The 22138-nt window shown below is 40.1% G+C and carries 30 protein-coding genes; 14 read left to right on the plus strand and 16 right to left on the minus strand.

What is annotated here, in order from left to right:
- Window positions 1-43 precede the first annotated feature (43 nt).
- Entirely contained in the window at window positions 44-676 is a 633-nt protein-coding gene (locus CZ382_RS06095) for a DUF421 domain-containing protein (protein ID WP_088050319.1), read from the plus strand.
- Between the two features lie 143 nt (window positions 677-819).
- Here the strand turns inward: CZ382_RS06095 and CZ382_RS06100 are convergent, their stop codons facing one another.
- From CZ382_RS06100 to CZ382_RS06120, 5 genes are all read right to left on the minus strand, one after another.
- Window positions 820-1620, minus strand: a complete 801-nt coding sequence (locus CZ382_RS06100) for a cytochrome c oxidase assembly protein (RefSeq protein WP_088050320.1) — start codon at window positions 1618-1620, stop codon at window positions 820-822.
- Window positions 1610-2128, minus strand: a complete 519-nt coding sequence (locus tag CZ382_RS06105) for a DUF2243 domain-containing protein (RefSeq protein WP_088050321.1) — start codon at window positions 2126-2128, stop codon at window positions 1610-1612. The genes CZ382_RS06100 and CZ382_RS06105 overlap by 11 nt, the downstream gene beginning before the upstream one ends.
- Window positions 2129-2425: 297 nt before the next feature.
- Window positions 2426-3559, minus strand: coding sequence for a zinc-dependent alcohol dehydrogenase (locus CZ382_RS06110; RefSeq protein ID WP_088050322.1), 1134 nt, complete (start codon window positions 3557-3559; stop codon window positions 2426-2428).
- 82 nt (window positions 3560-3641) lie between these two features.
- Window positions 3642-4511, minus strand: coding sequence for a COX15/CtaA family protein (locus CZ382_RS06115; RefSeq protein WP_159457769.1), 870 nt, complete (start codon window positions 4509-4511; stop codon window positions 3642-3644).
- A 188-nt stretch (window positions 4512-4699) separates the two neighbouring features.
- Window positions 4700-4891, minus strand: a complete 192-nt coding sequence (locus CZ382_RS06120; protein WP_088050324.1) for a hypothetical protein — start codon at window positions 4889-4891, stop codon at window positions 4700-4702.
- Between the two features lie 46 nt (window positions 4892-4937).
- Between CZ382_RS06120 and CZ382_RS06125 the strand changes: the two genes are divergently transcribed.
- The 3 genes from CZ382_RS06125 (at window position 4938) to CZ382_RS06135 (ending at window position 6856) form a co-directional block, all read left to right on the plus strand.
- Window positions 4938-5117 carry a DUF1657 domain-containing protein gene (locus CZ382_RS06125; protein ID WP_088050325.1) on the plus strand — a complete coding sequence of 60 codons (180 nt, stop codon included), beginning with the start codon at window positions 4938-4940 and terminating at the stop codon, window positions 5115-5117.
- A 206-nt stretch (window positions 5118-5323) separates the two neighbouring features.
- Window positions 5324-6271, plus strand: a complete 948-nt coding sequence (locus tag CZ382_RS06130; RefSeq protein WP_088050326.1) for a helix-turn-helix transcriptional regulator — start codon at window positions 5324-5326, stop codon at window positions 6269-6271.
- Between the two features lie 87 nt (window positions 6272-6358).
- Window positions 6359-6856 carry a DinB family protein gene (locus tag CZ382_RS06135; protein WP_235000393.1) on the plus strand — a complete coding sequence of 166 codons (498 nt, stop codon included), beginning with the start codon at window positions 6359-6361 and terminating at the stop codon, window positions 6854-6856.
- Between the two features lie 148 nt (window positions 6857-7004).
- On the opposite strand, the gene CZ382_RS06140 is transcribed toward CZ382_RS06135, so the two are convergent.
- Window positions 7005-7559, minus strand: a complete 555-nt coding sequence (locus CZ382_RS06140) for a spore coat protein (RefSeq protein WP_088050328.1) — start codon at window positions 7557-7559, stop codon at window positions 7005-7007.
- Between the two features lie 95 nt (window positions 7560-7654).
- The gene (locus tag CZ382_RS23935; RefSeq protein ID WP_188724631.1) at window positions 7655-7831 is read right to left on the minus strand and encodes a hypothetical protein; all 177 of its coding nucleotides are present in this window, start codon (window positions 7829-7831) and stop codon (window positions 7655-7657) included.
- 317 nt (window positions 7832-8148) lie between these two features.
- On the opposite strand from CZ382_RS23935, the gene CZ382_RS06145 reads away from it, so the two are divergent.
- Window positions 8149-9480, plus strand: coding sequence for a D-serine ammonia-lyase (locus CZ382_RS06145; protein WP_088050329.1), 1332 nt, complete (start codon window positions 8149-8151; stop codon window positions 9478-9480).
- A gap of 79 nt (window positions 9481-9559) precedes the next feature.
- Here CZ382_RS06145 and CZ382_RS23940 read toward each other — a convergent pair whose 3' ends face one another.
- Together CZ382_RS23940 and CZ382_RS06150 are read right to left on the minus strand one after the other, a co-directional pair.
- On the minus strand, window positions 9560-9721 hold the full coding sequence (locus tag CZ382_RS23940) for a hypothetical protein (RefSeq protein WP_188724632.1): 162 nt from the start codon (window positions 9719-9721) through the stop codon (window positions 9560-9562).
- Window positions 9722-9942: 221 nt separating this feature from the next.
- Window positions 9943-10686 carry a hypothetical protein gene (locus CZ382_RS06150; RefSeq protein ID WP_088050330.1) on the minus strand — a complete coding sequence of 248 codons (744 nt, stop codon included), beginning with the start codon at window positions 10684-10686 and terminating at the stop codon, window positions 9943-9945.
- Window positions 10687-10854: 168 nt separating this feature from the next.
- Between CZ382_RS06150 and CZ382_RS06155 the strand changes: the two genes are divergently transcribed.
- Complete coding sequence (locus CZ382_RS06155; protein ID WP_088050331.1) at window positions 10855-11553, plus strand: DUF421 domain-containing protein; 699 nt, start codon at window positions 10855-10857, stop codon at window positions 11551-11553.
- 93 nt (window positions 11554-11646) lie between these two features.
- On the opposite strand, the gene CZ382_RS06160 is transcribed toward CZ382_RS06155, so the two are convergent.
- The gene (locus tag CZ382_RS06160; RefSeq protein WP_308777255.1) at window positions 11647-11940 is read right to left on the minus strand and encodes a phospholipase; all 294 of its coding nucleotides are present in this window, start codon (window positions 11938-11940) and stop codon (window positions 11647-11649) included.
- A gap of 189 nt (window positions 11941-12129) precedes the next feature.
- Between CZ382_RS06160 and CZ382_RS06165 the strand changes: the two genes are divergently transcribed.
- Window positions 12130-12744, plus strand: coding sequence for a YitT family protein (locus tag CZ382_RS06165; RefSeq protein ID WP_088050333.1), 615 nt, complete (start codon window positions 12130-12132; stop codon window positions 12742-12744).
- 2 nt (window positions 12745-12746) lie between these two features.
- Here CZ382_RS06165 and CZ382_RS06170 read toward each other — a convergent pair whose 3' ends face one another.
- Both CZ382_RS06170 and CZ382_RS06175 read right to left on the minus strand, forming a co-directional pair.
- Complete coding sequence (locus CZ382_RS06170) at window positions 12747-13964, minus strand: MFS transporter (RefSeq protein ID WP_230856021.1); 1218 nt, start codon at window positions 13962-13964, stop codon at window positions 12747-12749.
- Window positions 13965-14135: 171 nt separating this feature from the next.
- On the minus strand, window positions 14136-14636 hold the full coding sequence (locus CZ382_RS06175) for a DUF3231 family protein (RefSeq protein WP_088050335.1): 501 nt from the start codon (window positions 14634-14636) through the stop codon (window positions 14136-14138).
- A 148-nt stretch (window positions 14637-14784) separates the two neighbouring features.
- Between CZ382_RS06175 and CZ382_RS06180 the strand changes: the two genes are divergently transcribed.
- Genes CZ382_RS06180 through CZ382_RS06190 form a run of 3 tightly spaced genes read left to right on the plus strand, consistent with a single transcriptional unit; the run spans window position 14785 to window position 17314 of the window.
- Window positions 14785-15750 carry an aliphatic sulfonate ABC transporter substrate-binding protein gene (locus CZ382_RS06180; protein ID WP_088050336.1) on the plus strand — a complete coding sequence of 322 codons (966 nt, stop codon included), beginning with the start codon at window positions 14785-14787 and terminating at the stop codon, window positions 15748-15750.
- Between the two features lie 12 nt (window positions 15751-15762).
- Window positions 15763-16533: an ABC transporter permease subunit gene (locus CZ382_RS06185; RefSeq protein ID WP_088050337.1), complete on the plus strand. Its 771-nt coding sequence runs from the start codon at window positions 15763-15765 to the stop codon at window positions 16531-16533.
- Between the two features lie 25 nt (window positions 16534-16558).
- Window positions 16559-17314, plus strand: a complete 756-nt coding sequence (locus CZ382_RS06190) for an ATP-binding cassette domain-containing protein (protein ID WP_088050338.1) — start codon at window positions 16559-16561, stop codon at window positions 17312-17314.
- A gap of 35 nt (window positions 17315-17349) precedes the next feature.
- Here the strand turns inward: CZ382_RS06190 and CZ382_RS06195 are convergent, their stop codons facing one another.
- Window positions 17350-17625: a YqhV family protein gene (locus CZ382_RS06195; protein ID WP_088050339.1), complete on the minus strand. Its 276-nt coding sequence runs from the start codon at window positions 17623-17625 to the stop codon at window positions 17350-17352.
- A gap of 216 nt (window positions 17626-17841) precedes the next feature.
- On the opposite strand from CZ382_RS06195, the gene CZ382_RS06200 reads away from it, so the two are divergent.
- Both CZ382_RS06200 and CZ382_RS23660 read left to right on the plus strand, forming a co-directional pair.
- Window positions 17842-18240, plus strand: a complete 399-nt coding sequence (locus CZ382_RS06200; protein ID WP_088050340.1) for a VOC family protein — start codon at window positions 17842-17844, stop codon at window positions 18238-18240.
- Window positions 18241-18418: 178 nt separating this feature from the next.
- Window positions 18419-18571, plus strand: coding sequence for a hypothetical protein (locus CZ382_RS23660; RefSeq protein ID WP_155554331.1), 153 nt, complete (start codon window positions 18419-18421; stop codon window positions 18569-18571).
- A 105-nt stretch (window positions 18572-18676) separates the two neighbouring features.
- Here the strand turns inward: CZ382_RS23660 and CZ382_RS06205 are convergent, their stop codons facing one another.
- The 3 genes from CZ382_RS06205 to CZ382_RS06210 all read right to left on the minus strand — a co-directional run bounded on the left by CZ382_RS06205 (window position 18677) and on the right by CZ382_RS06210 (window position 20048).
- The gene (locus CZ382_RS06205; RefSeq protein ID WP_088050341.1) at window positions 18677-18865 is read right to left on the minus strand and encodes a hypothetical protein; all 189 of its coding nucleotides are present in this window, start codon (window positions 18863-18865) and stop codon (window positions 18677-18679) included.
- 330 nt (window positions 18866-19195) lie between these two features.
- On the minus strand, window positions 19196-19324 hold the full coding sequence (locus CZ382_RS24520; protein WP_268811313.1) for a hypothetical protein: 129 nt from the start codon (window positions 19322-19324) through the stop codon (window positions 19196-19198).
- A gap of 16 nt (window positions 19325-19340) precedes the next feature.
- A complete protein-coding gene (locus tag CZ382_RS06210) occupies window positions 19341-20048 on the minus strand; it encodes a phosphoadenylyl-sulfate reductase (protein ID WP_088050342.1) in 708 nt (235 codons plus the stop codon).
- Between the two features lie 433 nt (window positions 20049-20481).
- Between CZ382_RS06210 and CZ382_RS06215 the strand changes: the two genes are divergently transcribed.
- Together CZ382_RS06215 and CZ382_RS06220 are read left to right on the plus strand one after the other, a co-directional pair.
- Window positions 20482-21177: a 2-phosphosulfolactate phosphatase gene (locus CZ382_RS06215; RefSeq protein WP_088050343.1), complete on the plus strand. Its 696-nt coding sequence runs from the start codon at window positions 20482-20484 to the stop codon at window positions 21175-21177.
- Window positions 21174-21965: a phosphosulfolactate synthase gene (locus CZ382_RS06220; protein WP_088050344.1), complete on the plus strand. Its 792-nt coding sequence runs from the start codon at window positions 21174-21176 to the stop codon at window positions 21963-21965. The genes CZ382_RS06215 and CZ382_RS06220 overlap by 4 nt, the downstream gene beginning before the upstream one ends.
- The last annotated feature ends 173 nt before the right edge of the window (window positions 21966-22138 follow it).

A 22138-nucleotide genomic window follows, 5' to 3' on the forward strand; every position in this document is an offset into this window, starting at 1 on the left:
TTGTTTTAAGGAATCTAAATTTCTGGAGGGAGGAACAATCATAGTGGATTTCAATTGGATTTGGCAGGCTGCATTAATTGTAATTGTCGGTACATTTTTGTTAAGAATAGCTGGAAAAAAAACGATTTCCCAGATGACATTGGCACAAGCGGTGCTCATGGTGTCAATCGGAACATTACTTATCCAGCCAGTAACAAGCAAAAATGTTTGGGTTACCTTTACAGTTGGCGCTGTACTCGTTTTGACACTGCTTGTAATGGAGTATGGACAATTAAAATTCGATAGTCTAGAAAAACTGATTACAGGTAAATCAAAAATATTGATCGAAAATGGAACATTAAACGAGAAAGCGTTGGCAAAGGTAAGAATGACGGTAGATCAACTGGAAATGAAATTGAGACAGAAGAACGTAATGAAGATCAGTGATGTGGAATGGGCAACACTGGAACCAAATGGGCAAGTCGGTTTCACCTTAAAACAAGAAGCCCAGCCGGCAACAAAAAAGGAAATTCGTGAGTTACAGCAATCGGTTGAATCTTTAATGACCAATCAGGTGCGATTGGAGCAGCTAACCCAGCAGTTAACTAAGATGAACCAGCAATTTAATCAAGAAAATATTTTTGCAGAAGTTAAAAACAACGAGCATCAGCAGACTCCCCCGAAGCATTTGCAATAAGTCTTTCCTATCTTACGTACTTTCAGATAACAATCTAACGGGCAGCTGGTATCAAGCCAGTTGCCTACTTTACCTATGGGGGTTCTATTGGAAATAAATTGAGACTGCTTAAGCTGATCTAGTGGCTCCCTTTTATAATAAGGTTAAACTCGCGTACTCATCGCCAATGGTGGCCGTGGTCGGGTTGCTCTGAACCATTGTAGACAAAGTATGGTAATAAGAATAATGTCAATGGCGTCTCCACCATAGTACATTAGCATTCCACCACTTTCCGCCTGGGCCGTAGATACGCCATTAGGTGGTTCGGCATAAATGTGCTTGGACAAGATACTGTGCCCCGCTAAGGCAATCACGAGGACAACAGAACGGTAAATAAAGCTAAATCGGTGAGGGATCGGGTCAATATAGATCATGGATACTGTAAAAAGATAACCAGCTAAGAATACGTGTAAGTGTACCACCAGATGTAAAAAGATGTTTTGTTGCATCAATATGTACAGGTCCGTTGTATAGAGGAGCCAAAGCCCTCCAATATTGAGGATAGATGCAATGATGGGATGATTAAGAATACGTACCGGATAACTTTTTAACAGGCGTGAAAGACGGCGTGCTGCAGGTACTTTAAGTGTTCGCAGGAGAAGTGTCATAGGTGCAGCAAGTGCTAATAGGAGCGGTGCCAGCATTCCCAAGAGTAAATGGCCGATCATGTGCGCCTTGAAATCCACGTGTGCATGATTAGCTAAGGGGCCAACCACGGAAACGGCAGCGCAAAGAAGACCGATAACCCAGAAGACGTAGCGGTGTAACGGCCATTTTCTCAGGCGATTCCGATTGCTGGATGCAATGGCGGTTCCTATGTAAATAACTAACATGACGATAAAAAGTATTGCTATAATAAGATCAAAGAGAAGTCCATTACTGTGATAATCATGATTATTGTTCATTTGGATTATCCCTTTTCACTTGTTTTAGCTCGCGTCTTGTACGAACAATAAGCAAGATGCCGATAATAATCAGTAAAACAGCCAAGGTATTCCATACCATATCATAGATAAGAACATTTTTTACATAACGAATCTGGTGGATCCGCATTAGCTTATGTTGGATTGTCCCGTCGTATAACTGGAACGTACCTGCTCCAACAAGCACGCTTCCCCACCACCTGGCGAGCCATAAAGCGTTTCGCCTGCGAAGATCCGCGAACATAAACAATCCCCCGATAGTTGCAAACCAGCTAAAAGCATGGAACAGGCCATCTGAAATCAGCCCAATATCGGTCGTGGACTTATCGTAAAAATGATGCCATCGCAGTAATTGATGAAAAACAGTCTCATCGATAAAAGCGGCAATACCTAGGCCGAACAGGAAACCTGACAGCAGATTACGACTTGAGTAATTAGATTGATTGCTATCATTTGATTTTTTTGGGGGATTATTCCTTACGTCAACCATATGTTCTCCCTGGTTCCTATCATACTATGTGATCACAGTTTTTATAACAGTTTAACCTAAGCCAAAATGATTATACATCAGCTTCTTTAAGAGATGTTCAAAAAGTTTCTGAATAATAAGTGTCGGGACTCCAGGAATCTTCTGCTCAAACCGCCCACGTTAACTGCCAACAGCAGAAGTCAGCACGTTCTTGCAAGCCCGGTAATCGGGAGCTACGACGCCTCGATCTTTAAGATCCAATTCGGTGACTTTTGATCATGGACTTGTAGGTGGGCGGTAATAATGAAAATCATTTGCTTATGGCTTTAAAATCACCTTTATACATTCATCTTCCCGGTTATTAAAAATCTTGTAACCGTGTGACGCATCGTTTAAATCAAGTTTATGTGTAATGATCCTGGTAGGGTCGATTTTTCCGTCAACAATCATTCCATACAAACTTTTCATATAACTTCTGGCAGGTGCTTGGCCCATTTTTAGCGTAACATTTCTGGAGAAAAAAGGGCCCAATGGGAACATATTGTAAAGACCACCATATACTCCCGTTATTTGAAATGTCCCATATTTTTTAACTGCTTTAGTCGCAATTTGAATCGCACCCAACGTGCCCCCTTGTAATTTGAGTTTCTGTTCCACAAATTCCAGTGGCGACTTTTTGCCGTCCATTCCGACACAATCGATTACGACATCAGCACCACCTTTCGTTATTTCTTTCAGCGTTTCTCCCATGTCCTTATCTTTCGTAAAGTTAAAGATCTCTGTGTTATTCATTTTTTTGGAAAACGCAAGCCGGTAATCAAAATAGTCAACAGCAATTACGCGTTCTGCTCCTTTAAGCCAGGCAAATTGCTGTGCCATTAAGCCGATCGGTCCGCATCCCAGGACGATTACAGTGTCACCTTGTTTCACCCCCGCATGCTTGACACTCCAATAGGCAGTTGGCAGTACGTCAGATAAAAACAATAGTTGTTCATCATCCAATTCTGAGTCTGGTGGCACAAGAAATGGTGTATAATTTGCAAATGGTACACGCAGGTATTCCGCCTGGCCGCCGGGATAATCGCCAAATTTCTCGGAATAGCCAAAATAGCCCCCGGAGTCGTAATGAGGGTTGGCGTTATCACATTGACTTTCCTGATGGTGATTACAATAGTGGCACTTGCCACATGCAACCGTAAACGGGATGATAACACGATCACCTTTTTTCACTTTTGTCACTTCGGATCCTACTTCTTCGACTATACCCATTGGTTCATGGCCAATAATGTAGCCAATAGGCAGTGGAAAATTGCCTTTGTAAAGATGTAAATCGGATCCGCAAATAGCAGTAGATGTTATTTTAACAATGACATCCTGGGGATCTTGAATTGTTGGATCATCAACTTTTTTCACTGTGATTGATTCTTTACCTTGGTATGTGACTGCTTTCATCGCTGTATGCCTCCAAGCTATTTCATTTATACTTGTACTTATAATCAGCTTAAGAAGTAAACTTATACCTTCGTTTAAGAAATTAACGATCAAGATTATGAGGATAAGATAAACTAATTCTGGCTTCTATAATGATGGCAAATAGCAAAGCAGCCAATGCTATATGTAATACTGCGAATGAAACGGAAATGAATAAAAGTATGGTGATGACCCCTACAATAATTTGCAGGATTATGATAAATAAAGCAAGAACCATTCTTGATTTTAAAATCTTTATATTTTTAGTTACTACTATGTAAGTTATAACTAAAATGTAACAGACCGAAATGAATGCTGATAAGCGATGGATGGTTTGCAAAAGTTCGGGAAGTGATCCGGGTAATATGGAATCTCCGCATGAAAGCCATCCACAAGCCAAGCCGTAATGCTGATGTTTTACATATGCTCCAATCCCCATCGTAAAAAATAATAAAAGTATGAGGATGTTCAAATGCTTTTTATATCCTTGTAGTGTTTCTATTTCAGAAAACCCATTACCTTCTTCATTTCTCCAATACCAGATCAAAAGACTTAAGAAAACCATTGCAATCAATAAATGGGTAGAAATAATTAAAGATGGCAGATGATAAAAGACAATGATTGCACCCATGATCAACTGTAAGGAAAGTAATAACAGCATCCAGTTGGCAATTTTCTTTTCAAGTTCATGTTTAGCCGTTTTTTTAATCGTGCCATACAACACAACTGCAAGAATAAATAATAATGCCCCAATAACCCGATGTCCAAATTCGATCAGTGTATCGCCTTGCAATATGGGAATAACTTTTCCGTTACATAGCGGCCAATCAGGACCACATCCCATTCCCGATTCAGATGAAGCGACATAACCTCCGAAAACAATTAAAATATATGTGAGAATTGCCACAGTAAAAGCCAATGTTCTCTTTACCAAATACAACACCCTTCCCATTTTTAAGTTAATACCATCAGTGTAGCAAATAGTAAAATAAATCAATGTGTTCTGTATCACTTAAACGGAAAGATGTTGAAAAGGTAGAAGTACATAATATGTGTTCGGTTGGAAAAGTTTATATTTATTATAAACTAGGTCTGGCGGCAGTAAAATATTAACATCACTAATTACCTATCTGCTTTTAGTTCATTCCATCTTTTTTTCACTTTATTCCATGTTTTCTTGGATTTTTCTTTGTCCATTATAATGAGTGATTTTTCCAGTTCATCTACATGGCTGTTTAGTTTGTTCACCTTTTTCTGATCGTAGCGGTAACTGATTACATACAGATAATCATCAATATTTTTAGTCTCATCCAATGCTTTATCCCACGATTTTTCATTCGTGTGTGTTATCCCCCTTTGAATGCTTTCAAGCTGTGAAAGTACCTTGGCAAATTTACACAGTTTTGCTTTAGAGACACAAGACCAAAATGCGAAACAAATGTATCAAAATATTGCCCAGCAGCAACAGGTTATCCTTGATAATTTAAAAACACGATTACAGTACATGCAAACAGAGGAACCACAATATAAACAAAGTTAAATTCAAGCTTTCTATTAACAACTACGCATGGCTGTCCCATGGGAAATTAAAAGGTCGGTATCCTACATTGAAGGAAATCGACCTTTATTTAATGGTTGTTTAAAGTTTTTTAAGAGAAAACATTAGGGATTTATGGAACAAATTATCTTTTTGAACTATACTTAGACAAAATAGTATTACAAAAGTAAAGGGTTGAAAGTGCTGAAATGTCGAAAACACAACGCTTAATTGAATTAATGATGACCGTGAATACCAAACGGCGATTCACGGCAAAAGAGTTGGCGGCGGAATTTGGTGTTTCTTATCGTACCATGCTCCGTGACCTGGACGAATTGAGTACGTTCGGTGTTCCGCTTTACTCCGAAGTCGGTGCTGACGGTGGTTATTATGTGTTAAACGATCGGATGCTTCCGCCGGTATTTTTAAAGGAATCGGAAGCAGTTACTCTGTTTTTTGCTTATCAGTCCTTGCAATTTTTTGGATCTCTTCCTTTTGCAACGGAAACCGGTTTTGTTTTAAAAAAGTTTTATCAATATTTACCTGAAGACGCAAAATCCCGCATCGACGCTATGAAAGACCGGATCGTCTTCTGGAATCCTAACCGTGCTCAGCCAGCAGAACATCTGGAATTGATTTTAGAATCCGCAATTGATCAATCAGCGCTGTTGATCGATTATGACGGTCGAGATGGTATCACGGAAAGAACCATTCAACCGATTGGTCTGTATAGCTACAACGGGTTTTGGTACTGTCCCGCGTTTTGCTTTCGGCACCATGCCGTTCGCTTATTTCGTGCTGACCGAATAAAAAACGCCGTGCGAACGAAGGCGGAAACGTTACAGAACTTGCCTTATAAATCCGTTATTGACTGGCTTCGATTATCCGAAAAGGGGTGCCCCGATCCAGTTCCTTTTGTTATAGAGCTCACACGAGAAGGTGTCCGGCGTGCACTATCGGATATTGATTTGGAACATATTGTAAAAATACGCAAGAACGGGACAGGATGGATTGATACGGAAATTCCGAAGTCGGAGCTTACTTATTTTGTCGATCTTATTTGGAATTTCGGTATCGAAGCGTCCATAAAGGAACCTCCCGAGGCCGTTTCGTACATAAAACAAAAATTGGAAACCCTAACGAAACACTACAGCTGATCTTTTTATTAAAAATTTTCCCCGAATGATGACACGATTTGTCACTATTCGATGTTATATTCAATAGGAAATCAAATAAGGGAAGGAATGATCGTAGTGAACGCTGTAAGCATATTAAGAAATGAACTGTTAGAAGAGCTTGAAGTCGGCATCCGCTCCATGGCCGGTTTGCTGCAAAAGGTAAAAGCAGATGATTGGGATTATCGCCCCGCGGAAAACATGCGCAATCTTAAGGAGCTTGCAAACCACATTGTTTCCATACCAGAGGTGGATCTTAATCTTTGGCAAGAAAAAGATCAACAAACGATTCAAGACCTGGAAACGAGGTATGAAAAATTGGGATCATCGGAAACGATGATTGCTGCGATGAAGGAGGGCTTTTCCACCTTTAAAACATTCATGCTATCACTGTCTGATCAAGACCTTTTAACAAAGAAAACAAAACCATTTTATCTCGATGAAGGAGCCACTCAAGCGCATTGGCTTGTTGAAGAGGTTTCCCATTTTTTCCATCATCGAGGACAATTTTTTAATTATTTAAAGCAACTTGGCTACGACGTTAATATGTTCGATCTTTACGTGTAAGAGGATGGTCGAACAAAAGGAATGTAGTGTTAAATGTCTTGAATGCATCAACTTGATTTTTAGTGCAACAAAGGGAAAGTCAAATTGGGCACGCAGTTTATATGAGCGGGCAGCCACAAAAGTGGGTGCCCTGCTTCTTTTCAGAAGGTTATTGCTGTACCGGCTGATACATGGAAGCAACTGTTTCAATGGCATTTTGTGGAGCAGGCATAAGTGGATAATAACCTTTTTTCGTCATATATTGCCACATTTCATATGCATGGTGACTACTATTTAAGAAGGCATTTTCCAAAAACGCTCGTAAATCCGGATTTGCACACTCAACAGCCGATGCGGCATAATTTTTCGCACTTCCCTTTTGATTAATTAAATAGGCGGTCGCGATTTCCCGGTCGTTGTGCTGCTGGACGACCGTTCTCGGGGTAGCAGAGGCAAATTCGTTCACGGGTGCCTGTGTAAAGGAATCTAACATCGGTTTTAGATCTGCTGGTTTGAATTTTGTAATATCCGGCGTCGTTTGACTTTGGACAAATTCAACCTTTAAATTATAATCCTGCACATGAAGAGGGAAATGCCTTTGTAATAGCTCCTTCAACTCCGGATCCTGTGCCTGATTAATAAAGCCGGCCATACAATTGACAGTATTGTAACAGCCCGTAATAAGTTCACTTAAATCATTTAATTCATGGGACGCTAATTGCATGATTAATGTCCTCCTTTTTACTAATTCGTAAAGAAAACCTGCATCACGAACGGGTGATTCGTTATACAGGTTTCCATAGGAGAAAAACTAACTACCTATTTACGGTTATTTCGTCGGTCGTTATTGCGTTGTCTGTTATTATCGTCAAAGTCTCTCTCATCAAGGAACTCATTTTCATTCGCAAATTCAACATTATTTATATCCTGATTGCGATTGTTATCATTGTTACGGTTCTTTTGACGATCGCGATTGTTATTGTCACGGTTGTTCATTGGAGACCCTCCTGATTTTTTATGTGGTGAGATGTTTTATCTCACATAGGTAATTTGTCCCCTTTTGTAAAATTAACTCTTGATCTTTTTGGTAAAAATCTATTAAAATTTTCCTTTTATCACGTCAGGTTATTTTTAAAAATATGGTATATGTTAACATTAATAATAACAAATGCCCGATCGAACGCACAAAAATCCCGATCGAATGTGCAAAAGCCCCGATCGAGTGCACAAAATACCGATCGAATGTGCAAAAGACCCGATCGAACTCGCAAAAATCCCGATCGATTGCATTTGAACAGAAAGGTTGAAATATAATGGCATTTACAGAGCAGGAGCTACAGTACTGGAAAAATCATTATCCTTTATTACATGATATTACCGCTTTACATCCAGTTTTTTGGTTAAACCCACAAATAAAACAGGTTCAGAATTTACCATCGTTAGCTGTGAATAAAACTGACATAGAAGAAGCGGAGCAGTTGTGGAGGCGCTTTATCCCCTTTTTGCAACAGGCGTTTCCGGAAACAAATGGTATAATCGAATCACCATTACGTGAAATCTCTTCCATGAAGGAAAAGCTTACCAATGATTTCGCTTTGCCTTTTGCAGGTGAACTATATCTGAAGTGCGATAATCAGCTGCCAATTGCTGGCTCGATTAAAGCTAGAGGTGGTATTTACGAGGTATTACAGCATGCGGAAAAATCGGCATTGGATGCAGGTCTTGTTACGAAAGAAACGAATTATGCGGTGTTTGCCAGTGAAAAATTAAAATCGTTCTTTCAAAAATATTCCATTGGTGTTGGCTCAACCGGAAATTTGGGATTGAGTATCGGGATAATCAGTGCAAAATTGGGGTTTCATGTATCTGTTTATATGTCCCGGGAGGCAAAGCAATGGAAAAAAGACTTGCTTCGGGAAAAAGGTGCAACGGTACTGGAATTTCCCGGTGATTTTAGTGAGGCAATTAGTAAAGGCCGACAAAAAACACAAGAAAATCCACTTGGATATTTTGTTGATGATGAGGATTCCAAACATCTGTTTTTAGGATATAGTGTAGCCGCACTGCATTTACAAAAACAGCTGGATGAAAAACAAATCAAAGTAGATCATGAACATCCGTTATTTGTTTATTTACCATGTGGTGTAGGTGGGTCACCAGGTGGTATTACCTTCGGGTTGAAACAAGTATTTGGTGATCATGTTCACTGTTTTTTTGTTGAACCAACCCATTCTCCATCTGTATTAATTGGGCTCTTAACAGGTGAGAAAGAAAAAGTATCAGTTCAGGACTTTGGAATTGACAACCGAACAGCTGCTGACGGATTAGCGGTTGGCAGGCCTTCCCGCTTTGCTACCTCGATAAGCGAACATTTAATAAGTGGTATTTATACGATAGAGGATGACGAATTGTATAAATTACTATTTACGCTTGCTGCCAGTGAGGACATTTACGTAGAACCGTCAGCCGCCGCAGGGCTGCCGGGTCCTGGTAAAATAGCACAAACAACATACATGGAAAAACATAACCTGAACGCTGAACAAGCAACCCACATTGCGTGGGCAACAGGCGGTGCGCTTGTACCGGAAACAGACCGGAAGCAGTTTTATGAGAAAGGGAGAGATCTTATGGAGAGTAGCCGATAGTTGGTTAATGAGTAATTTCCGTTCCGCAATTAGTATTTTTCCTTTTCAAAAAGCCTCAGGGTATCCCTGGGGCAAATGGTTATGCAGCCTTATTTCCGTCATCTTTGTCGTCATTGCCAATAACAGGATATGTCTGTTTCATTTCCCAATAGTGAATTTGCGGGAGTCCCCAAAAGATCCAATAATCATGGACGAGTGTCACTCCGGTAAAAAAAATCATATGCCAGTCAAGATACTTCATTAGCCAATCTCCTTTCCTTTATAACGCGTACTCAAAAAAATCGAGGTCGAGTAGAACACCACGTCCTGCTCGCCCCAACCCAACGAAGGGAATCGCCGCTTATCGTGATGTTGAACAGCATCTTATATTAGTTATATTAGAAAATTAACTTGTCTCAGAACTGTTTCCCCCATGTATTAAAAGATTTGGATGATTCACAGATGCTAAAAGTTCTGTTCACGTTAGCTAAAATAAACAGCTAATTTCTTTCTCATCCGCTCTTTATTTAGTGCAAATTGTCGGTGACGGTGGCCATTTGCACCTGATGGATGGGGAAATCCGGTAAGCAAGTATGTATCATCGAAAAGGCTTTTTGCAGCAAGATGGGACAAAACCTTTGCAACTGTTACACCCAATGGAATGATTACTGGCTTTTTAAGGCGGGCTGCATCGTTCACAAAACATTCCATCACATAGCGGCTGAGTATGTTATTCGCAAGCAAGTCAGGGGTGGAACCAGTATAATTTTTGTTCTTATAAAAGACAGGGTAAGGGATCAGCCCAGTTGTATGAAGCAAATGATTTGCATCACCAAACAATTCTGCCGCAGATGCTAATCCCAAATAATCAGGCAAACTTAATTCGTCAAGCATTTGAATCAAATTTTTCCGCATCGTGCCTTGATAACTTGAGGCAAGTTTCGCTTGATGAAGTATCGTTTCATTATTCAATCCCTCGACTTTCAGCTGTATCGCTTTCGTGTAAGCCTTTTGCATTTGATGAAAACCCGGTGTAATACCAACAATCAGGATGGCAGCATCATCATTTATATATTCAACCGGTGCGTAATATATTGACAGCTTCGCATCAGGAGATTGCTCCAGTAAAAATTTTTTCGCAACGATTTCTTCTTTTTGTAAAGGTAAGGTCAATGAAAAAACGGCATTCTTGTATAGTGAAAATTTTGCATAACTTGTTATTCCCATGATGTTCTCCTATTTTGACAAATTTTCTCCCATTAGACTTAACTATACCATAATTTCCGGACTGTTTATGATCCCAGCTGCTTACAGGTTGTTCACCTTTTAACAGATTACCGCTTAATAAAAATGGTTATGATCATAGTAGCTAGAAATGTTAGGAGTTGTAAACAAATGAACATTGGTTATTTAACCCTTGAATTAGTTGTAGGATTTGCTCTATTGTTTATTCTTATTAAGATCCTTGGTAAAAAAATTATTAATCAAATTACACCGTTTATGTTTATAGGTTCGATTGTCTTGGGTGAACTGTTGGGAAATGCGTTATACGATCAAAAAATAGGTGTTGGTTACATCATTTTTTCCATGACATTGTGGGCATTGTTGTTGTTCGTGGTAGAAGCATTAGGACAGAAATATTTAAAGATGAGAAAGCTATTTGAAGGGAAACCATCTGTATTAATTCGGAATGGGGTTATCAATCGGGATCAGTTAAAGAAAAACAAGATGAATCTTAATCAGCTTCAAAGTCTTCTGCGCCAGTCCGAGACTTTTTCAATACGTGAAGTGGCATACTGTTATCTGGAAGCTAACGGTTCGATCAGCATATTAAAAAAATCACCAAAACAAAAAGCTCAGCAACAGGATTTGAATCTTCCGGAAAAGCCTGTACATATTCCCATCACACTTATACGTGACGGGGAATTGTTACGAGATGAATTAAAAGAGTTTGGCCGGAACGAGGAATGGTTGAAATTGCAGCTTCAAGCACAAGGAATAAATCATTATCAAGATGTTTTTATTGCCGAATGGCTGGAAGGGGAGGGGTTGTTTGTGCAGTCGATTGAGCAGGTGTCAAATCAATCTACGTAATGTTTAGATTTGTCATACAACAAAAGGTTTGAACACTAACGGTTTAAACAAGCGAGGACACTTGTTAAATGTTCCCGCTTCGCATTACCATATTTAACACGTAAAAAGCGATTGCAGCCTCATGTACCGATAGAGGGTTCGGGCATGGCGTCCTTCTGGTGTATGAGGGTTTATCAGTGGACGCAGGCGATAAAGAAATTCTTGATCACATCCGCATGACGGGCCATATTTCCGGTAGCACAAATCATGCGCTTTACAAGCTGCGTCAACAGCGTTTACCGGTGCTCCCGGACCACTGCAGCCCGGTCCGCACCAATTGTAACCTGGAAACAAGCAAAACCGCGGACGAAATCCCCTATTTCTCCTTTCCACTAGCATGATTACCATCTCCTCCTCTTGTATACAAATCAATTGGAATACTCTTTATTATCATATGTCTGGGTAAAATCCATGGTTTGTTTATATACCCCAAATACGAAAACTTCCCAATCATTTTTCCCGGACTGGCTGAATAAGTATAGGAGGAAGAGTTGTCCACACCACAATCGAAACCTGTTCCTGATAAGGAGGAACCCCATGAAACAATTCATGATAAAAAATGCACTGGTATTAACAGGCGGAGCCATGCAAGGACTGGGGATGGGTCTGTTTTTATTTCCTAATTCGATACCATCAGGTGGGGCTGGCGGAATTGCCATCCTGCTGAACTACTGGTTTGGCATTAGTGACGGATTGGCACTTTGGATTGTCAATTTTTCCATGCTTCTCCTCGGTGTAAATTATTTTGGCAAACGATTCGTATTGTGGACAATTGTCGGTATCACGATGACATCTGTTTCGATCGAGTTTTTCGAGCAAAGTGTTTCCGTCCCAGATCAAAACCTGATGGTCGACCTGATACTTGGTTCTGTTTTCCTGGGAACCGGAATCGGGATGCTGATGCGCCAGGAGGTCTCCAATGGTGGAGTGGGAGTAGTTGCCCTGATTATTGCCTCTGGACGGGAGATCCTGCCTGGAAAGCCGCTATTTTATATCAATTGTCTTGTTTTTCTTATTACCGCAATGATTATTGACTGGAAAATAATTTTACTCGCTTTTGCCAGTCAATGGATTTCGACAAAATTAGTGGATTATGTGTGTAATTTGACGTTTCATCAAGCTTATACACTTGGCTGGAGAAAGAAACCATAACATTACATATAGTCGTAACGAAAGACAGTATTTTTGTTTTCCTTTCCATCTTTACCCTTTACATGAAGCAATGTGAGCACAAGCAAACCAACAAGCAGTGTGAACACTGCGATCGATAGGAACATGCCGGTTCTTGACCAGTCCATTAAACGGGAAAAGATCGGGGGACCTAGCGCGACACCGAGAAAGCGGACAGACCCATACAATGATGTGACAAATCCCCGGCGTTCTTTCCCAACAGCACCGGTAATAATACTGTTCACACATGGCAGAATAAGTCCTGCCCCAACACTGCTGATTGCAAGTACGAGCAGAAATGGGGTTAGTTTTTCCAGAAATACTAGTGATCCATAGGAAATCGTCATCAGGCAAAAGCCGATAACGGACAATTTCTTCATTCGTTCTAGGTTCTTGCCGATTCTATTTCCGGTAATATAAGATGTAGTTACCATAACAAGTAATGGAATTGCCAGGATAAGACCTTTCATAAAGCCGTCAATTTTATATACCTTTTCCAGAACATCCGATAAATAGAACAGGATCCCAAACAAGGTAAATAAACATGTTCCACCTGCAAGATATGTAGTGAAAATCCATCTTCCTTCATGCTTAAACACACTTAATAAACCCCGGACATATTTAGGGAAGGGTGGGGGTGCCTGCCGATTGCTCTTTTCTTTAATAAAAATCCATACAAGTAAAGCGGAAATCAAGCTTATTACCGGAAACACAAAAAAGACGGAAAACCATGTAATCAGGGCAAAGAGCGACCCAAGAACAGGGGATAAAACTTTTCCAAGTCCATTGGATGCTTCGAAAATTCCGAGTACACGGCTTTGTTCGCTCCCTTTAAATAAATCCCCTGTCAAGGCCATTGCGATTGGTGCTGTACCTGCTGCACCAATTCCTTGTATCGTCCTGCCAATCAGAATCCACATATAAGAATTTGCAAAAAAAGCAGCGCCAACTCCAGCAAGTAATCCGCCCAGTCCAAACAGAACGAGGGAAGGAACAATAATAATTTTTCGTGAAAACCGATCGGAAAGATACCCGATAATCGGAATAAGAATAGCTGCTGCGATCGAAAAAACGGTAATAGTCAAACTAACTTGCATTTGCGAAAGCTTTAAGGAAGCTTTCATTTCCGGGAGCATTGGTATTAACATCGAATTGCCCAACGTCATAATAAGTGGGATAGACCCGATGGCTATGATGGTCATGCCCTTATTTTTGGATTGCACTTTTTCGCCAACTCCTTGACATATAGATTTATCCCATCTAAGGCAGGCAGTAAACCCCCACATCAAGATTCAAAAAACATAAATGAGGGATGAACTGCCCGTAATCTGTTCGTTCAACGAACATTTAGCAGGGGAAAATAAAGCTACCCTTTATTTTAAATTGATTGGTGGAGAAACGATCCAGCCTTTTTCCTTGGTAATCCCCATAAGTTTCACTTCATATTCCTCTTTTTGGGTATGGAATTCGCCGAACATGGTCCTGATGTCTTCCCGAAAAGAAATCCCCATGATGTAGCTGCATAATATTTTTCCTGTTGTCAATTCTTTTTGCACAAGGCCAGCAATTTCCGGATCATTAAATCGAGCTCCTGCCGGGATATCCTGTACTTCTACATTGGGACGGTCTGGAGGGGCAGGCGGCAAGCGAATCCCAGTTTCCTTTATGATTGCTTCAACCTGCTGCTCCTCCTGGGTAAAGCCGCTTTCTACAAGATCCTCTAGAAACACCTTTAAATCATGATCACCTGTATGATTAATTAAAACCTGCATTGTCACCAGAACAGCCTTTGATCCGTATAGATATGACCATAGATGAAAAACTTCTCCAGAATGAAGCGGCTCCTCCTGTGGATTACCGTTTAATTTGCTCATTACATTACCCCCTCTATTTTTGTAAATTTAGTTTTCCTAAAAAGGAAAAAATTATCCCGTATCGAATTTATCCGGGACAGGAACCAGCGAATGATTTATACATAGGCTAAAAACAGATATAAATTAAAAAAGGATGAGGTTAAGGGATATGAGAAAGAAGATTTCATTGCTGCTAATTGGCTTATTATGTATGACTGCTGTTACAGGCTGTAGCATGAGTGATGATGCTTCTGCTAATACAGAACAAGATCATGTTATTCGCATTGGTTACCAAAAGAATGGCCCCCTTATCATTCTGAAATCACTTGGAACACTTGAAGAGCGGCTGGATTCGCTTGGATACACGGTGGAATGGAAAGAATTTCAGGCTGGTCCAGCTTTGGTTGAAGCATTAAATGCAGGAAGTATCGATTTTGGCAGAACTGGGAATTCTCCAGTAATTTTTGCTCAGGCGGCAGGTACACCGTTTGTAATTGTTGCTGCTGGAAAATCGAAATTTGCAGGAAGCGGCATCCTGGTTCCAAAGGATTCAGATATTAAAACCGTTGCCGACTTAAAAAATAAAACGGTAAGCTTTGCGAAAGGATCCAGCTCCCATTATTTAATTGCGAAGGCTTTGGAAAATTCAAGTTTACAGTACACAGATATAACGCCAGCCTTTTTAACTCCGGGAGATGCACGAATTGCGTTTGAGCAAGGAGATGTAGATGCCATGGTAGTTTGGGATCCATATACTGCCTCAACGGAACTTTTTTCCAATGCATCCCTGCTTGTTAATGGGGAAGGGATTACAACCGACCGGGATTTTTTTATTACGAATGACCAATTTGCTGAAAATCATGCGGATCTGATCGATGTTGTTATGGAAGAAATAAAAAACTCGTCTGATTGGTCGAACAACAATCATGAGGAATTAGTTGCGATGCTAGCTCCGATTTTAAATATTGAAGAAGAGGCGATCAAAAAAGCGGTCGAGCGACGCATCTATGGTGTTGATCCGATTAGTGAAGAAATCATCCAGGAGCAACAGGAAATTGCCGATACGTTTTATCGTTTGAACATTATTCCGAAAAAAATAAACGTAGCGGATGTCATGCAAGAACAATCGAAGTAAAGAAGGAGGATCATGCTTGTGAGACCCAAAGGAAAGGAAGCGGCTGTGAAAATCATCCCATGGTGTATTCCGCTGGTGTTACTATCGGGATGGCAACTTCTTTCATGGGCAGGAGCCCTTCCAGAAAGGATTTTACCAGCTCCGACAAAGGTATTTCAAGCTGCTATTGGGCTGGTATCAACAGGGGAATTATTCAGCCACGTCTCGATCAGTCTTACGAGAGCACTGGCCGGATTTCTCATTGGCGGGATTATCGGCTTTTTATTTGGTTTATTTAACGGTGTATTTCGATTTGCTGACCTCGTTTTTGATACCTCTATCCAAATGCTCAGAAACATACCGCATTTGGCATTAATCCCACTTGTCATCCTATGGTTTGGAATAGATGAAACATCGAAAATATTTTTAGTGGCTTTAGGGGTATTATTTCCAGTGTATATCAATACCTATCATGGTATTAAATCAGTTGACAAAAGTTTAATCGAAATGGGGAGGGCATATGGACTGAAAGGGGGAGCACTATTTTTCAACGTTATTCTCCCCGGGGCAATGTCCTCCATCCTCGTAGGGATTCGTTTTTCGCTGGGGGTCATGTGGTTAACATTGATTGTAGCGGAAACGATTTCAGCGCATTCCGGAATCGGGTATATGGCTATGAATGCCAGAGAATTTATGCAGATGGATGTCATTGTGCTTAGTATTGTACTATATGCCTTGTTCGGGAAATTATCGGATGTTATCGCCAGATATTTGGAACGGAGGTTACTTCAGTGGAATATGTAATGGCTGGTAAAGGAGATGGAGACAAGTGAAAGTAATTCCGGAACAAAAAGAACATGTACTGCTTAAAGATGTTCAGAAGGGTTACGGCGATCGAACTGTTTTAAATGGATTGGAACTTTCTATTCATAAAGGAGAATTTGTTGCCATTGTCGGGAAAAGCGGATGCGGCAAAAGTACATTGCTCCGATTAATTGCAGGTCTGGAAAGACTGAATGAAGGGGTAATCCGAATTAATGATAAGCCGCTGACACAATTAAATGAACATGCGCGAATCATGTTTCAGGATGGCCGCTTGCTGCCTTGGAAGCGGGTTATTGATAATGTTTGTATCGGCCTGGCAAAGGATGCAAAAGCAAAGGCAAAAATAGCTTTAAGGCAAGTCGGGCTTGAAGATCGGATGAAGGAATATCCGGCGAAACTATCTGGCGGACAAAAACAGCGGGTAGCACTGGCAAGGGCATTGGTTCATGATCCATCACTCCTGCTGCTTGATGAACCACTAGGTGCACTTGATGCACTTACCCGGATCGAAATGCAGGACCTGATTGCATCATTATGGCAAAAAAATAAGTTTACTTCCATTCTCGTAACACATGATGTGGAAGAAGCAGTCGCAATGGCAGATCGGGTTATCTTAATTGAAAACGGAAAGGTCAGTCTCAATCAGGTAATTAATTTACCAAGGCCGCGGCAGCGCACCCACCCAGCATTTTCCATGTATTTGGAAGAAATTCTGGGGCGAATAATGGATCGCCAGCAGAAGAAAAATTTCGTTATGTAGGTAAAGATTGATTTTTTTCACTCGATTAGAAACGATTAGTTGCTTTTTACACCGTAGAGAATGAAACCAACACCGATAATAATCCAAAAAAACTTTCCAAATGATAGCTTGTCGGCAATGCCAAATATGCCAATCGCAGTCGTAATTACCAAAATTAAAGGCCCGATCAAGGCAAGTGAAGTATTAATAATTAGCGCTTTTTCGACTTCATTAAAGCGGATCATCAGATAGGCGGCAAATATTTCGATACATCCTGATAATATCCGTAAAAGCGCCATGCCAATAATTGCTTTTTCCAATATGGTAAACATCTTTTTCCTCCTGTATTGTACTTCATTCATTATATGCACTACTTGTACACATAAGGACGGGAATTGGGAAAAAGATTTATATATTTTTTGACACGAAGCAAAACCGCTCGTATAAGGTTTAGCGAAAAAACAGCCGAATAACAGCCTGCAAAGGTGGAATTATGTAATTGCTGTTATCCAAGTATTTACAACTCAGTTAAAGCGGGAGGAATTAATATGAGAGAAACAAATAAAGTGTTTCATTTGGCGATACCATGTAAGGAGTTAGATGAGACAGTAGAATTTTATGAAAAGTTGGGGTGCAAGCTTGCAAGGAGGTATGCTGATCGCGTAACCTTTGATTTTTTCGGTGACCAGGTGGTATGTCATCTAAGTCCGAATCATGTAGACGAAAATCCGAAAATGTACCCGCGCCACTTTGGTATTACGTTTTTAGCCAAGGAAGAGTACGACAAGGCGTTGCAAATGGCAATTAAGGAAGACCTGCCCTTTTTTAAGGAGCCAATGGTACGGTTTGCAGGCAGACAGGAGGAACATCTGACCTTCTTTTTGCTTGATCCGGCAAATAATTTGTTGGAATTTAAGTATTATCATGATGCTAGCATGGCTTATTAAAGATGTTTAACAAGCTGCCAAATGAGAAGCGGTGAACTCTGGAGATGGCTTGCCGTGACTTTTTGAAAACACAGACCTTTTTAGCATAGAGGGTATAGTTGTTAGCCTTTCCGTTTGAAACGAGAAATTCTGGGTAAATTATACGTGCAATTAGTTTAACAAGAAAGGAATTTATCACATGATAAGGAATCGAAAAAGTAATCGGAACCAGGAAATGAAGTATGATAAAAGAGCTGAGGGACAACAGAATAGAGACGCAAACAATCACGAGGAAGATAGGATTGATTCGGAAAAATTGCGCTATAAAAATGCAGATGAGATATATGAATAGAGGTATAAAGGTACAATAAGGCAAACAAAAAGGATCATAATAAAAAATAGTGTCCATAAGAAATGGGAACAGGTGAATAGTAGAAATCCTGTTCCCTTTTTAGGATTAATTAATTATCAGTTTCAAAGTTGTAATCCGTTTGCCATTTGTTTCAAGTACATTGTCACCGAGAAGAATGGCGCCTAGCGCGACAAACCCGCCAACGAGGTTTCCCTGGTCAATCGTATTAGCCCTGCAGAAAACGTCTCCAAAAAGCCGGTTATGATGCCTAATAGACCCATAAACTTCAACCATTTACCTTTCAATCACTTCTTGTCGATAATTTAGATTACTTTATTTACGGAAAATGCCAGTAAAAGGGAAAGTAAGGGAAAGAGTAACCAATACATAATAATTACGGTCAATGTCTCAACAACAGTACATTAAAAGCAATACCGGCCCTAACCGTAACCAAAGGAATACCACTTAGATTGGCGATAAAAAGAGATATGGAGGCCGAAGTAAGGATGATGAGGTGCGACATGAATGGAGATAACATTCCCAGGGACAATCCCCGACCCCCAGTGTTTTTACAACCCTCTCCACCTCCCAGGATTGCACCGAAAAAGACGTCTACCTCACAAACTAGTAACGCAATTTTTGTTTGTTTATTGCACCAGTTCCATAGGCAATTCCCATGTATGCTACGGCACCGCTTGCACCAATATTGATAGCAAAAAAGGAAGCAACGATAAATAAAAGTATTGTTATCACTCAAAACAGCCCCTACTTATTGGTGCAGCCCACACTCGCTTTTTTGGAAGTTTGCCCATCTGCCCGATCGTGCGTCTCTTCCATCCTTAACTGGAAGTGTACACATTTCACAGCCGATACTTGGATAATTGTTGTCATGCAATTTATTGTAAGGGAGGTTATTTAATTTGATATATTCCCAAACATCATCCCATTTCCAATGAATTAACGGGCAAATTTTTATGCTTTTGAATCGATCATCCTTGTTAATATACGCTATATTCCTTCTGCCAATTGACTGCTCCCGTCTTAACCCGGAAATCCAGGCATCTACACGGGATAGCTCCCGCGCCAGTGGTTGAATTTTTCTGATATGACAGCATAGATTTGGATGACGCTCCCACAGTTTGTTACCATATTCAGCTGCCTGCTCCTCCACAGTCAACGACGGTTTAACCATTTTTATGTTAAGGTTGGGATATTTTTGTTTCACTTCTTCGATGAGGGAATAGGTTTCGGGAAAATGTAAACCTGTATCCAAAAAGACTATCGTTGCGCAGGGGTTAACCTTGGCAATCAGATCAATTAAAACAATTCCTTCTGCTCCAAAGCTGCAAGAATACAAGATTTTATCCTCATATACTTGAAAGGCCCACTTAATCACGTCCATGAAATCTTTTAAACGTGCGTTGAGCTTCGCTTGAACCTGGTCGTTCCAGTTATCATACGTTAATTTTTCCTCCATTTTTTACCACCTAACATTTAACTAACAATGAGATTCTTTCGTAATAATCCATTGCGTGGGTATCTGCCTGAAATAAATGTATTCAAATGGATCAAGGTTTGTTAAAGATAAAACGCCTATTTTGTTTAAAGTTACGTGTTCAAAAAGTCACTGAATGGTCGAGACGGCGTTGCTCCCGGAACTGGGCTTGAACAGGACGTACTGAATTTTGCTGTTGGTAATTGTCGTGGGACAGTTTTTAGCAGAAGATCCTCCGCTGCTAACGAAGAGATTCGCCGGTTAGTCATTTGGTGATTTTTTGAACATCCTCTTAAAGACTGGATTTAGAAATAATTGTAACGACTATATAATAGGCGAATATACTTAGTGTATGTGGTTCGGATAATTACACGAAATTTGTATCCAATTTTTTAGAGGTTAGTGGGGAAAACGAATGCAGATTATCATTTACCAAGGTAATGCGGCACCCCCTAAAGCTGCTGATATTACGATTGTTATTGATGTTATTCGTGCATTTACGGTAGCACATTATGCTTTTTTACAAGGGGTGCATTGTATTTTTCTTGCAGATTCAATAGAACAGGCGTTACAAATAAAAAAGGAAAATCCTGACTTCCTGCTGGCGGGGGAGGTAGATGGTTTAGCTATCGAAGGATTCGATTTGGATAACTCGCCATCTCATATTAAACAACTAAATCTTACAGGAAAAACACTTGTACAAAAGACAACGAATGGGGTACGGGCTGCTTTAAATTGTTTGGCATCCAAGCATGTCTTTGTTACCGGATTTTCAAATGCCAAACAAACGGCAGCTTTTATTAGAGAAAAAATGGCAGCCGTAAACGGGAAAATGATTCATATTATTGCCTCCCATCCGAGCGGGGACGATGATCTTGCTTGTGCAGAGTATATCAAAAGTATGCTGGAAGGTAGTTCAAATTTAATTTCAGCCCAGGAGGTAAAAGAAAGAATCAAACATTCCCATGTAGCAGAAAAATTTTTTGACGAAGAAAATCCGGTATTTTTACGTGAAGATATTAATAATTGTTTAAAAGAGATCAATACGGACTTCGTTATGAAGATGAATACGACTAGCGAAATTCCAAAGATTGAGAGGGTTAATGTATGACGGAATCGGGATTAATACTACCAACAAGGGAAGCAAAACCAAGAGAAAAAGGGTTAACGGTTATCATTGATAATGGAGTTCCCTTGAATTTGTTCAGGGATACCATTCGTAGCTCGGGTGAGTATATTGATTTTGTAAAGTTTGGTTGGGGTACATCCGTTGTGACCCATTTTTTGGAACGGAAAATAGCTTGTTTGCAGGATCATGGAATAGAATTCTTTTTTGGTGGTACGTTATTCGAAAAGTTTCTGAGTCAGGATAAGGTTGAATCGTTTTACAACTATTGCAAAACGTTTAACTGCAGTCATGTAGAAATTTCCAATGGTACAGTCGCTATATCCAACCGTGACAAAACCAGGTTCATCAAGGATTTTGCAGATGAATTTACGGTCTTTAGCGAAGTTGGTCATAAAGATTCTTTCATGGCTAATAATCAGGATTCCACTGAATGGATTGAAAGTATTTATGAGGATATAGAGGCTGGTGCATCAAAAGTCATCACTGAAGCGAGAGAAAGCGGAACAAGTGGAATATGTCGGGAGAATGGCGATATTCGAATTGATATTTTTGAACAAATTGCTGACTCGGGTATTCCATTAGAAAGACTAATCTTTGAAGCACCAAATAAAAAGATGCAAACTTTTTTTATTAAACATGTAGGGGCGAATGTCAACCTGGCCAATATTGCTTTATTAGACGTAATCTCACTGGAGACCTTACGTCTGGGATTACGTTCTGATACGTTTAACCAGTTTAGAAATCTGTTCTTTGTTAACAAGGAGGAATAGGGGAATAGGTAACACTGCAATAGATCGCTCAAATAGTTTAACAACTGAACCAACAACAGTTGAATCAATAATTCAGTAAAATTTGGCCGCTAAAAAATTGTTTCCTTGCAGAAGGATCTAAAATGACCCCGGTAATTTGTGCCGGGATCATTTTCCATGTCGATTACAAAAAA

Source organism: Virgibacillus dakarensis, from assembly GCF_900155625.1.
Lineage (GTDB): Bacteria > Bacillota > Bacilli > Bacillales > Amphibacillaceae > Lentibacillus_C > Lentibacillus_C populi.

Excerpts from the sequence above, each read along its gene's own strand:
- CZ382_RS06100 (WP_088050320.1), bottom strand. The coding sequence starts at position 1,620 with ATGAACAATAATCATGATTATCACAGTAATGGACTTCTCTTTGATCTT.
- CZ382_RS06105 (WP_088050321.1), bottom strand. The coding sequence starts at position 2,128 with ATGGTTGACGTAAGGAATAATCCCCCAAAAAAATCAAATGATAGCAAT.
- CZ382_RS06110 (WP_088050322.1), bottom strand. The coding sequence starts at position 3,559 with ATGAAAGCAGTCACATACCAAGGTAAAGAATCAATCACAGTGAAAAAA.
- CZ382_RS06125 (WP_088050325.1), top strand. The coding sequence starts at position 4,938 with ATGCTTTCAAGCTGTGAAAGTACCTTGGCAAATTTACACAGTTTTGCT.
- CZ382_RS06130 (WP_088050326.1), top strand. The coding sequence starts at position 5,324 with ATGTCGAAAACACAACGCTTAATTGAATTAATGATGACCGTGAATACC.
- CZ382_RS06135 (WP_235000393.1), top strand. The coding sequence starts at position 6,359 with ATGATCGTAGTGAACGCTGTAAGCATATTAAGAAATGAACTGTTAGAA.
- CZ382_RS06140 (WP_088050328.1), bottom strand. The coding sequence starts at position 7,559 with ATGCAATTAGCGTCCCATGAATTAAATGATTTAAGTGAACTTATTACG.
- CZ382_RS23935 (WP_188724631.1), bottom strand. The coding sequence starts at position 7,831 with ATGAACAACCGTGACAATAACAATCGCGATCGTCAAAAGAACCGTAAC.
- CZ382_RS06145 (WP_088050329.1), top strand. The coding sequence starts at position 8,149 with ATGGCATTTACAGAGCAGGAGCTACAGTACTGGAAAAATCATTATCCT.
- CZ382_RS23940 (WP_188724632.1), bottom strand. The coding sequence starts at position 9,721 with ATGAAGTATCTTGACTGGCATATGATTTTTTTTACCGGAGTGACACTC.
- CZ382_RS06150 (WP_088050330.1), bottom strand. The coding sequence starts at position 10,686 with ATGGGAATAACAAGTTATGCAAAATTTTCACTATACAAGAATGCCGTT.
- CZ382_RS06155 (WP_088050331.1), top strand. The coding sequence starts at position 10,855 with ATGAACATTGGTTATTTAACCCTTGAATTAGTTGTAGGATTTGCTCTA.
- CZ382_RS06160 (WP_308777255.1), bottom strand. The coding sequence starts at position 11,940 with ATGGTAATCATGCTAGTGGAAAGGAGAAATAGGGGATTTCGTCCGCGG.
- CZ382_RS06165 (WP_088050333.1), top strand. The coding sequence starts at position 12,130 with ATGAAACAATTCATGATAAAAAATGCACTGGTATTAACAGGCGGAGCC.
- CZ382_RS06170 (WP_230856021.1), bottom strand. The coding sequence starts at position 13,964 with ATGACCATCATAGCCATCGGGTCTATCCCACTTATTATGACGTTGGGC.
- CZ382_RS06175 (WP_088050335.1), bottom strand. The coding sequence starts at position 14,636 with ATGAGCAAATTAAACGGTAATCCACAGGAGGAGCCGCTTCATTCTGGA.
- CZ382_RS06180 (WP_088050336.1), top strand. The coding sequence starts at position 14,785 with ATGAGAAAGAAGATTTCATTGCTGCTAATTGGCTTATTATGTATGACT.
- CZ382_RS06185 (WP_088050337.1), top strand. The coding sequence starts at position 15,763 with ATGCTTGTGAGACCCAAAGGAAAGGAAGCGGCTGTGAAAATCATCCCA.
- CZ382_RS06195 (WP_088050339.1), bottom strand. The coding sequence starts at position 17,625 with ATGTTTACCATATTGGAAAAAGCAATTATTGGCATGGCGCTTTTACGG.
- CZ382_RS06200 (WP_088050340.1), top strand. The coding sequence starts at position 17,842 with ATGAGAGAAACAAATAAAGTGTTTCATTTGGCGATACCATGTAAGGAG.
- CZ382_RS23660 (WP_155554331.1), top strand. The coding sequence starts at position 18,419 with ATGATAAGGAATCGAAAAAGTAATCGGAACCAGGAAATGAAGTATGAT.
- CZ382_RS06205 (WP_088050341.1), bottom strand. The coding sequence starts at position 18,865 with ATGGTTGAAGTTTATGGGTCTATTAGGCATCATAACCGGCTTTTTGGA.
- CZ382_RS06210 (WP_088050342.1), bottom strand. The coding sequence starts at position 20,048 with ATGGAGGAAAAATTAACGTATGATAACTGGAACGACCAGGTTCAAGCG.
- CZ382_RS06215 (WP_088050343.1), top strand. The coding sequence starts at position 20,482 with ATGCAGATTATCATTTACCAAGGTAATGCGGCACCCCCTAAAGCTGCT.
- CZ382_RS06220 (WP_088050344.1), top strand. The coding sequence starts at position 21,174 with ATGACGGAATCGGGATTAATACTACCAACAAGGGAAGCAAAACCAAGA.